A 10191-nucleotide genomic window follows, 5' to 3' on the forward strand; every position below is an offset into this window, starting at 1 on the left:
GCGCATCCGCGCCCCGCCTGACGCCCCTGCGCAGCGCAAAAAACCGGCCATCCATCACAAAACGCCCTGGCACGCCGCTTGCATAATCCCACCCGAGCGGACCAACGGCGGCCCGCTCACCCCACACAAGGTGGCAGCGGTCTTTACCGCTGCCACCAGGACAACGGCGTCCCCTGGTCCGGTCTTTCGACCGGATTGCGGGACGCCATTTGTTTTTACGGAGCCATGATGACCGGCAAAGCCACCCGCATCGAACTGCTAAGCCTGCGCACCCCGCAGATGCGCGCCTTCCACCTGACGTGGATGGCCTTCTTCGTGTGCTTCTTCGCGTGGTTTGCCTGCGCGCCGCTGATGCCGGTGCTCAAGGGCGAGTTCGGCCTGAGCGCCGACCAGGTCGCCAATATCAATATCGCCGCCGTGGCGGTGACCATCCTGGTGCGCCTGGCCATCGGCCCGCTGTGCGACCGCTTCGGCCCCCGCCGCGCCTACACCGGCCTGCTGGCGCTCGGCGCGATTCCCGTGCTGGGCGTGGCGATGGCGCAAAGCTACGAGGCCTTCCTGTTCTTCCGCCTGCTGATCGGCGCGGTGGGCGCGAGCTTCGTGATCACGCAGTACCACACCTCGGTGATGTTCGCCCCCAATGTGGTGGGCACCGCCAACGCCGCGGCGGCCGGCTGGGGCAATGCCGGCGGCGGCGCCGCGCAGGCGCTGATGCCGCTGCTGCTGGGCGGAATCCTGATGCTGGGCGTGAGCCACACGATGGGCTGGCGCCTGGCGCTGCTGGTGCCGGGCGTGCTGATGCTGATCATGGCCGTCCTTTACTGGTGCTTTACCCAGGATTGCCCGCAAGGCGACTTCGCCGAACTGCGCGCACGCGGCATCGCCGTGGATAGCGGCAAGAAAGGCGGCTGGGCCAGCTTCGCCGCCGCCGCCGCCAACTATCGCGTGTGGATGCTGTTCGTCACCTACGGCGCCTGCTTCGGCGTGGAGATCTTCATCCACAACGTGGCTGCCACGTATTACGTGGACCACTTCGGCCTGTCGCTCGGCCACGCCGGCCTGGCCGCCGCCAGCTTCGGCCTGCTTGCCCTGTTCGCCCGCGCACTGGGCGGCTGGCTGTCGGACAAGGCTGCGCTGCGCCGCGGCCTGGATGCCCGCTCCGGCCTGCTGTTCGTGCTGATCCTGGGCGAGGGCCTGGGCCTGCTGTGGTTCGCCCAGGCGCATAGCGTGGCAGCAGCCATCGTCGCCATGCTGGGCTTCGGCCTGTTCACCCATATGGCCTGCGGCGCCACCTACGCGCTGGTGCCCTTTATCGACCGCAAGGCGTTGGGCGGCGTGGCCGGCATCATCGGCGCCGGCGGCAATGTGGGCGCGGTGGCGGCGGGCTTCCTGATGAAGGGCCTGGGTGGCAACCTGCAGCAAACCCTGACGGTGCTCGGCGCAGTGGCCATGGTGTCGGCCCTGTGCGCCATCGCCGTGCGCTTCTCGGCCGAGCACAAGGCCAGCGAGCAGGCGCTGTTCGACAACGCGCTGGCCGGCTCCTGAGCCAGCCTTCCAGACAAACACCAGCACCAGCACCAGCACCAGCACCAGCACCCGCGGCCCCACAGAACAAGGAAACCATCATGAAACTGATCATCATCGGCCACGGCATGGTCGGCCACAAATTCCTGGAATGCCTGGCCGAGGCCGGCTCGCAAGATATCGAAGTGACCGTGCTGTGCGAGGAGCCGCGCCCGGCCTACGACCGCGTGCACCTCTCCGAATTCTTCGCCGGCAAGTCCGCCGAGGACCTGTCGCTGGTGGAGGCCGGTTTCTTCGAGCGCAGCAATATGCTGCTGCGCCTGAATGCGCGCGCCACCGGCATCGACCGTGCTGCCAGGACGGTATCGGTTTCCACCGGCGAGACGCTACCCTACGACAAGCTGATCATCGCCACCGGCTCCTACCCCTTCGTGCCGCCGCTGCCGGGCAAGGACCGCAAGGATTGCTTCGTCTACCGCACCATCGAAGACCTGGAAGCCATGCAGGAGTGCGGCGCGCGGTCGAAGACGGGTGTGGTGATCGGCGGCGGCCTGCTCGGGCTGGAATGCGCCAAGGCCCTGCGCGACATGGGCCTGCAGACCCATGTGGTGGAATTCGCCCCGCGCCTGATGGCGGTGCAGGTGGACGAAGGCGGCGGCACAATGCTGCGCAGGAAGATCGAGGAACTCGGCGTCACCGCGCATACCCGCAAGAACACGGTTGAGATCGTCGACGGCGAAGCAGGCACCCATCGCATGAACTTCGCCGATGGCAGCCACCTCGACACCGACATGATCGTGTTCTCGGCCGGCATCCGCCCGCGCGACGAACTGGCCCGCGCCAGCGGCCTGGCCACCGGCGAGCGCGGCGGCGTCACGGTGGACAACCAGTGCCTGACCTCCGACCCCGACGTGTACGCCATCGGCGAATGCGCGCTGTGGCAAGGCAAGATCTACGGCCTGGTCGCGCCCGGCTATGAAATGGCCCGCGTGGCCGCGAAGCACCTGCTCGGCCACCAGGCCGAGTTCGCCGGCGCCGACATGAGCACCAAGCTCAAGCTGATGGGCGTGGACGTGGCCAGCCTGGGCGACCCGCACGGCAACGCCCCCGGCAGCCGCGCCTACCAGTTCACCGACGAGCGCAAGCAGGTCTACAAGAAGCTGGTGGTGTCGGAGTGCGGCAAGTACCTGCTGGGCGGCGTGCTGGTGGGCGACGCGGAGGAGTACGGCACCCTGTTGCAGATGATGCTCAACAAGATCGAGCTGCCCGAGTCGCCGGAATTCCTGATCCTGCCCTCCTCCGACGGCCAGGCCAAGCCGGGGCTGGGCGCCGATGCCCTGCCTGATAGCGCGCAGATCTGCTCCTGCAACAACGTCTCCAAGGGCGACATCTGCGCGGCCGTGTGCAACGGCGCCACCAGCATCGGCGCCCTGAAGAGCTGCACCAAGGCCGGCAGCACCTGCGGCGGCTGCGTGCCGCTGGTCACGCAGGTGATGAAAGCCGAGATGAAGAAGCAGGGCCTGGCGGTCAACAATCACCTGTGCGAGCACTTCGCCTATTCACGCCAGGAGCTTTACCACCTGGTGCGCGTGGGCGGCTTCAAGACCTTCGGCGAGCTGCTGGCGGCGCACGGCAAGGGCCTGGGCTGCGATGTCTGCAAGCCCACCGTGGCGAGCATCCTGGCCTCGTGCTGGAATGAGTTCGTGCTCAAGGAAGAGCACGCCAGCCTGCAGGATTCGAACGATTACTTCCTGGGCAATATCCAGAAGGACGGCACCTACTCCGTGGTGCCCCGCATGCCGGGCGGCGAAGTCACGCCCGACGGCCTGATCGCGGTGGGCCAGGTGGCCAAGAAGTACGGCCTGTACACCAAGATCACCGGCGGCGCGCGGGTCGACATGTTCGGCGCGCGCGTGGAAGAGCTGCCGATGATCTGGGAAGAACTGATCGCCGCCGGCTTCGAGTCGGGCCATGCCTACGGCAAGTCGCTGCGCACGGTGAAGTCCTGCGTGGGCTCCACGTGGTGCCGCTACGGCGTGGACGACTCGGTCGGCCTGGCCGTCGAGATCGAGAACCGCTACAAGGGCCTGCGCGCCCCGCACAAGATCAAGTTCGGCGTCTCCGGCTGCACCCGCGAATGCGCCGAGGCCCAGGGCAAGGACGTGGGCATCATCGCTACCGAGCGGGGCTGGAACCTGTACGTGTGCGGCAATGGCGGCATGAAGCCCCGCCACGCCGAACTGCTGGCCAGCGACCTGGACCGTGCAACGCTGCTGCGCTATGTGGACCGCTTCCTGATGTTCTACGTGCGCACCGCCGACCGCCTGCAGCGCACCAGCGTCTGGCGCGACAACATGGAAGGCGGGCTGGACTACCTCAAGGCGGTCATCCTGGAAGACAGCCTGGGCATCGGCGCCGAGCTGGAAGCGCAGATGCAGCATGTGGTGGACACCTACGAAGACGAATGGAAGGCCGCCGTGACCAACCCGGAAACCCGCAAGCGCTTCCGCCATTTCGTCAACAGCGACCTGCGCGACGACAACCTGGTCTTTATGGAGGAGCGCGGCCAGATCCGTCCGGCCACGCCGGAGGAACGGAACTTGCGTCGCTCCAGGCTCGAGCAGATCCCCGTGATCGTCAAGGCAGCCTGAACCACCACGACCCGACCTGATCCGCAAGCATCGCACCAACGCACCAACGCACCAACGCCAAGGAAAACATCATGAGCCACGTCCACCATTCCGAAACCTGGACCGCCGTTTGCACCCTGCGCGACATCGTGCCCAATACCGGCGTGTGCGCCCTGGTGGACATGGCGCAGATCGCGGTGTTCCGGGTCGGCCCCGGCCAGAGCGACGATCAGGGCGGCAACGGCGACCAGGTGTTCGCCATTGCCAACTACGATCCCAACGCCAACGCAGCGGTGCTGTCGCGCGGCCTGGTGGGCAACCTGGGGGAGCGCATCGTGGTGGCGTCGCCGATCTACAAGCATCATTTCGACCTCCAGACCGGCGAATGCCTGGAAGCCCCCGAGCATTCGGTCGCGGCGTACCCGGCCCGGGTCTATGACGGCAAAGTCTGGGTGGCCGCATGACCTCCCCCCACAAACCCCGCCTGGTGGTGGTCGGCAATGGCATGGCCGGCATGCGCACGGTCGAGGAACTGCTGAAGCTCGCGCCCGACCTCTATGACATCACCGTGTTCGGCGCCGAGCCGCACGGCAACTACAACCGCATCCTGCTGTCGCCGGTGCTGGCGGGCGAGAAGACCGTCGCCGACATCATGCTCAACACCCGCGATTGGTACGAGCAGAACGGCATCGAGTTGCTGGCCGGCGACCCGGTGGTATCGATCGACCGCCGCCGCCGGCTGGTGCGCTCGCAATCCGGCCGCGAGGTGGGCTACGACCGCCTGCTGCTGGCCACCGGTTCCAAGCCGTTCATCATTCCCGTACCCGGCCACCAGCTTGAAGGCGTGATCGCCTTTCGCGACATCCAGGACGTGGAGACCATGCTGGCGGCGGCCCGCAACCACCGCCACGCGGTGGTGATCGGCGGCGGCCTGCTCGGCCTGGAGGCCGCCAACGGTCTGATGCGCCAGGGCATGGACGTCACCGTGGTGCACGTCGCCGACAGCCTGATGGAGCGCCAGCTCGACAAGCCCGCCGGCGCGCTGCTCAAGCAGGCGCTGGAGCGCAAGGGCCTGCGCTTCCTGCTCAGCGCCAACACCAGCGCCATCCTTGGTGAGGACCGTGTGACCGGCGTATGCTTCAAGGACGGTAGCCAGATTCCGGCCGACCTCGTGGTGATGACCGCCGGCGTGCGCCCCAATATCGAACTGGCCCAGCAGGCCGGCCTGCGCTGCGAGCGCGCCATCGTGGTGGACGACACCTTGCAGACCTACGACCCGCGTGTGTACGCCGTGGGCGAATGCGTGCAGCACCGCCAGGCCACCTTCGGGCTGGTCGCGCCGATCTGGGATCAGGCGCGCGTGGCCGCCGCGCACCTCGCCGGTGCCGGCCATCGCCGCTATGTGCAGCAGGCCACCGCGACCAAGCTCAAGGTGACGGGTGTGGATCTCTATTCCGCCGGCGACATCATCGGCAGCGAAGGCAGCGAGGACCTCGTCATGCGCGATCCGCGCCGCGGCATGTACAAGCGGCTGGTGCTGCAGGACGGGCGGCTGGTCGGGGCGGTGCTGTACGGCGACGTGCAGGACGGCCCCTGGTACTTCGACCTGATCCAGAGCGGCGCCCCGGTTGGCGCCATGCGCCAGCGCCTGCTGTTCGGCCGCGCGCAGTGCGAGGCGATGGCGGCCTGACGGGCGATGCCTGATGCGCGATGCCTGCTGCTTGATGGCTGAATGACCTTGTATCCGATTGACCGCCAGCAACGAGCGATAACGTGAACCTGTCCGATATCCCAGTCATCCTCTCCACCGGTTCGCCCACCGTGCTGTCCGCCGACGCCGCGGTCACCGTCACCGACACCACCTGCCCCTATTGCGGCGTGGGCTGCGGCGTGCGCGCCACGCGCCATGCCGACGGCAGCGTGGAAGTGGCGGGCGACGCCAGCCACGGCTCCAACCAGGGCCGCCTGTGCGTGAAGGGCTCGGCGCTGGCCGAGACGGTCGGCCTGGAGGGCCGCCTGCTGCACCCGCAAATGCGCGGCGCCGATGGCGCCTTGCAGCCGGTGTCGTGGGACCGCGCGCTGGATGCGGTCGCCCAGGGTTTCAAGGACATCATCGCCGAGCACGGCCCGGATGCCGTGGCGCTCTATGTCTCCGGCCAGTTGCTGACCGAGGATTACTACGTTGCCAACAAGCTGATGAAGGGCTTTATCGGCAGCGCCAATATCGACACCAACTCGCGCCTGTGCATGTCGTCGGCGGTGGCCGGCCACAAGCGCGCGTTTGGCGAAGACCTGGTGCCCGGCAACTATGAGGACCTGGAGCAGGCCGACCTGGTGGTGCTGGTCGGGTCCAATACCGCCTGGTGCCACCCCATTTTGTTCCAGCGCCTGTCCCGGGCGAAGGAAGCCCGGCCCGGCATGAAGGTGGTGGTGATCGACCCGCGCCGCACGGCAACGTGCGAACTGGCCGACCTGCACCTGCCGGTCAAGCCCGGCACCGACGTGTGGCTGTTCAACGGCCTGCTGCACTACCTGGCGCAACACGGTGCCGCCGACCAGGCTTTCATCGACGCCCATACCAGCGGCCTGGACGCCGCGCTGGCGGCGGCTGGCCCGGACTGCACCGATGTCGCCAAGGTCGCCAAGGCCTGCAAGCTCGATGCCGATGCCCTGCGCGGCTTCTACGCGCTGTTCGCAGCCACGCCCAAGGTGGTCACCGCCTTCTCGCAAGGCGTGAACCAGTCCTCGGCGGGCACCGACAAGGTCAACAGCATCATCAACTGCCACCTGATCACCGGCCGCGTGGGCCGGCCCGGCATGGGGCCGTTCTCGCTGACCGGCCAGCCCAATGCCATGGGCGGGCGCGAGGTTGGCGGCCTGGCCAATATGCTGGCCGCCCACATGGAACTGGCCGACCCGCTGCACCGGGAGATCGTGCAATCGTTCTGGGGCTCGCCCGTCATCGCGGACAAGCCGGGCCTGAAGGCGGTGGAACTGTTCGAAGCCATCGAGCAAGGCCGCGTCAAGGCCGTGTGGGTGATCGCCACCAACCCGGTGGTGAGCCTGCCCGACGCCGACCAGGCCCGCCGCGCGCTGGCCAAATGCGCACTGGTGGTCAGCTCCGATGTCATGCTGCGCACCGACACCAACGACGCCGCGCATATCCTGCTGCCGGCGCTGGGCTGGGGCGAGAAAGACGGCACGGTCACCAGTTCCGAGCGCCGCATCTCGCGCCAGCGGGCGTTCCTGTCCGCGCCCGGCGAGGCCCGCGCCGACTGGAAGATCCTGTGCGACGTCGCCACGCGCATGGGCTTCGACGGCTTCGGCTATGGCGGACCGCATGAGATCTTCGACGAACACGCGCGCCTCAGCGCCTACCGCAACGCGGCAGCCGGCGCGGCCGGCCATGCGCCCCGGATGTTCAACCTGGCCGGCCTGAGCGGCATGAGCCGGCAGCAATTCGACACGCTGGCACCGGTGCAATGGCCGGTGGCGGCAACGCGGCCCGCGGCAGGCAGCCTCGCCGGCGCGTCCGGCGGCACCGCCCGCCTGTTCGCCGACGGCCGCTTCGCCCACCCGGACGGCCGCGCCCGTTTTGTCGCCACCGCCCCGCGTGCGCCGGTCCACGCCACCGATGACGAATTCCCGCTGGTGCTCAACACCGGCCGCGTGCGCGACCAGTGGCACACCATGACCCGCACCGGCAAATCGCCGAAGCTGGCCGACCACATTGCCGAACCCTTTGTCGACATGCACCCGCAGGACGCGCTGCTCTGCGGCGTGGGCGAAGGCAAGCTGGCGCGCGTCAGTACGCGCTGGGGCGCCATGGTGGCGCGCGTGCAGCACAGCGGCGGCATTGCGCGCGGCAGCGTGTTCGTGCCGATCCACTGGAACGGCCAGTTCAGCTCCGACGCGCGCGTGGGCGCGCTGGTGAACCCGGTGGTGGATCCGGTCTCGGGCGAGCCCGAGTTCAAGCACACGCCGGTGCGCGTGGAAGAGTTCCGCGTATCCTGGCACGGCTTCGTGCTGAGCCGCCACGCACTTCAGGCCGACGCCCTCACCTACTGGACGCGCGTCCAGGGCCGCCAGTTCCAGCGCTACGAGTTCGCCGGGCGCGAGAACGTCAGCGACCGCGCCGCCTGGGCGCGCCAGCTGCTGGGCATCGACGATCCCGACGCCGACTGGATCGAATACGAAGACCGCACCGCCGGCATCTACCACGCCGGCCATGTGGTCGACGACCGCATCCAGGCCTGCATCTATCTCTCCACCCGGCCCGAGCTACCCTCGCGCGCCTGGCTGTCCACGCTGTTCGCCAAGGCGCGCCTGGAAGACGCCGACCGCATCGGCCTGCTGCTCGGGCAGCCGATGGAGAAAGGCGTGGACGCCGGTCCCACCGTGTGCTCCTGCTTCGGCGTGGGCCGCAACACCATCTGCGACGCCGTGCGCAAGCACGACCTCAAGACCCCGGCCGAAGTCACCGCCTGCGTCAATGCGGGCGGCAACTGCGGATCCTGCGTGCCGGAGTTGAAGAAGCTGCTGGCGGAGATACGGGTGGCGGAGGCGGCCTGAGGCTGCCATTGGCGTGATCGGGAGCGCTGCGGCAGGCATACGGCTCGCCGTGGACTGTGGCGGCGCACCGGACGCCTTGCGATGCCATACCGATGGCGGGCCGGGAACCTGAAGGCCCTCGCCCCGCGCAGGCGGGGCGGCCTCGTGCCAGCCTGGCCGTCACCGACATAAGGTATCATTCGCTGCCGCTGGCCATTCCGGTCCGCCGCCCCGAGCGACGCAAGCCTCGTGCACTGCACTCGGGGGAGCCGGCCACGACGCCGAAGCCCGCTCTGCCCGGCGCGTGAAGCCTCCAAGCCATGCGTCGCTATTCCTATCCTGGCTGACGCCAAAAGTGGCGTCAGCCGTTTCGCATGCTTGCGAACCACCAGACCAAAGACTCCCGATGTTCGGATTTCTCCGCAGCTACTTCTCCAACGATCTCGCGATCGACCTCGGCACCGCCAACACCCTGATCTACATCCGCGACAAGGGCATCGTCCTGGATGAGCCCTCCGTAGTCGCGATTCGCCAGCAGGGCGGCGCCAATCCCAAGAAGAGCATCCTGGCGGTCGGCAAGGAAGCCAAGCAGATGCTGGGCAAGGTACCGGGCAATATCGAGGCCATCCGCCCGATGAAAGACGGCGTGATCGCCGACTTCACCGTCACCGAGCAGATGCTCAAGCAGTTCATCAAGATGGTGCACGACACCAAACTGCTGCGCCCCTCGCCGCGCATCATCATCTGCGTGCCCTGCGGCTCGACCCAGGTCGAGCGCCGCGCCATCCGCGAATCGGCGCTGGCCGCCGGCGCCAGCCAGGTCTACCTGATCGAAGAGCCGATGGCCGCCGCGCTCGGCTCCGGCCTGCCGGTGGCGGAGCCGTCCGGCTCGATGGTGGTGGATGTCGGCGGCGGTACGACCGAGGTGGGCGTCATCTCGCTGGGCGGCATGGTCTACAAGGGCTCGATACGCGTCGGTGGCGACCGGTTCGACGATGCCATCGTCAACTACATCCGCCGCAATTACGGCATGCTGATCGGCGAGCAGACCGCCGAGGCCATCAAGAAGGAAATCGGCTCGGCCTTCCCGGGCGCGGAAATCCGCGAGATGGAAGTCAAGGGCCGCAACCTGTCCGAAGGCATCCCGCGCGGCTTCACGGTGTCGTCCAATGAAATCCTGGAAGCCCTGACCGATCCGCTCAACCAGATCGTCTCGGCGGTCAAGATCGCGCTGGAACAGACCCCGCCGGAACTCGGCGCCGACATTGCCGAGCGCGGCATGATGCTCACGGGCGGCGGCGCGCTGCTGCGCGACCTGGATCGCCTGCTGGCCGAGGAAACCGGCCTGCCGGTGCTGGTGGCCGAAGACCCGTTGACCTGCGTGGTGCGGGGCGCCGGCATGGCGCTCGAACGCATGGACAAGCTCGGCAGTTTCTTCTCTTACGAGTAACGGCAGCGCTGTCACGTCGACAGCCGGCCCGGCAGG

At 67.9% G+C, this 10191-nt stretch carries 6 protein-coding genes; all 6 read left to right on the forward strand.

What is annotated here, in order from left to right; translation table 11 throughout:
• Positions 1-228 precede the first annotated feature (228 nt).
• The 6 genes from P3W85_RS28975 (at position 229) to P3W85_RS29000 (ending at position 10155) form a co-directional block, all read left to right on the forward strand.
• Entirely contained in the window at positions 229-1545 is a 1317-nt protein-coding gene (locus P3W85_RS28975) for an MFS transporter (RefSeq protein ID WP_276267287.1), read from the forward strand.
• Positions 1546-1625: 80 nt separating this feature from the next.
• Positions 1626-4175 carry a nitrite reductase large subunit NirB gene (gene nirB / locus P3W85_RS28980; RefSeq protein ID WP_017230548.1) on the forward strand — a complete coding sequence of 850 codons (2550 nt, stop codon included), beginning with the start codon at positions 1626-1628 and terminating at the stop codon, positions 4173-4175.
• 71 nt (positions 4176-4246) lie between these two features.
• The gene (gene nirD / locus P3W85_RS28985) at positions 4247-4618 is read left to right on the forward strand and encodes a nitrite reductase small subunit NirD (protein ID WP_276267284.1); all 372 of its coding nucleotides are present in this window, start codon (positions 4247-4249) and stop codon (positions 4616-4618) included.
• A complete protein-coding gene (locus P3W85_RS28990; RefSeq protein WP_276267285.1) occupies positions 4615-5844 on the forward strand; it encodes an NAD(P)/FAD-dependent oxidoreductase in 1230 nt (409 codons plus the stop codon). Before nirD ends, P3W85_RS28990 begins: the two co-directional genes overlap by 4 nt.
• A gap of 83 nt (positions 5845-5927) precedes the next feature.
• Positions 5928-8726: a molybdopterin-dependent oxidoreductase gene (locus P3W85_RS28995; RefSeq protein ID WP_430869638.1), complete on the forward strand. Its 2799-nt coding sequence runs from the start codon at positions 5928-5930 to the stop codon at positions 8724-8726.
• 385 nt (positions 8727-9111) lie between these two features.
• Positions 9112-10155 carry a rod shape-determining protein gene (locus tag P3W85_RS29000; protein ID WP_276267286.1) on the forward strand — a complete coding sequence of 348 codons (1044 nt, stop codon included), beginning with the start codon at positions 9112-9114 and terminating at the stop codon, positions 10153-10155.
• Positions 10156-10191 lie beyond the last annotated feature (36 nt).

Origin of the sequence: Cupriavidus basilensis (assembly GCF_029335485.1) — a bacterium.
In the GTDB taxonomy this organism is placed as follows: Bacteria; Pseudomonadota; Gammaproteobacteria; order Burkholderiales; family Burkholderiaceae; genus Cupriavidus; species Cupriavidus basilensis_E.

Coding starts and splice junctions, on each gene's coding strand:
- P3W85_RS28990 (WP_276267285.1), top strand. CDS start 4,615: ATGACCTCCCCCCACAAACCCCGCCTGGTGGTGGTCGGCAATGGCATG.
- P3W85_RS28975 (WP_276267287.1), top strand. CDS start 229: ATGACCGGCAAAGCCACCCGCATCGAACTGCTAAGCCTGCGCACCCCG.
- P3W85_RS29000 (WP_276267286.1), top strand. CDS start 9,112: ATGTTCGGATTTCTCCGCAGCTACTTCTCCAACGATCTCGCGATCGAC.
- nirB (WP_017230548.1), top strand. CDS start 1,626: ATGAAACTGATCATCATCGGCCACGGCATGGTCGGCCACAAATTCCTG.
- nirD (WP_276267284.1), top strand. CDS start 4,247: ATGAGCCACGTCCACCATTCCGAAACCTGGACCGCCGTTTGCACCCTG.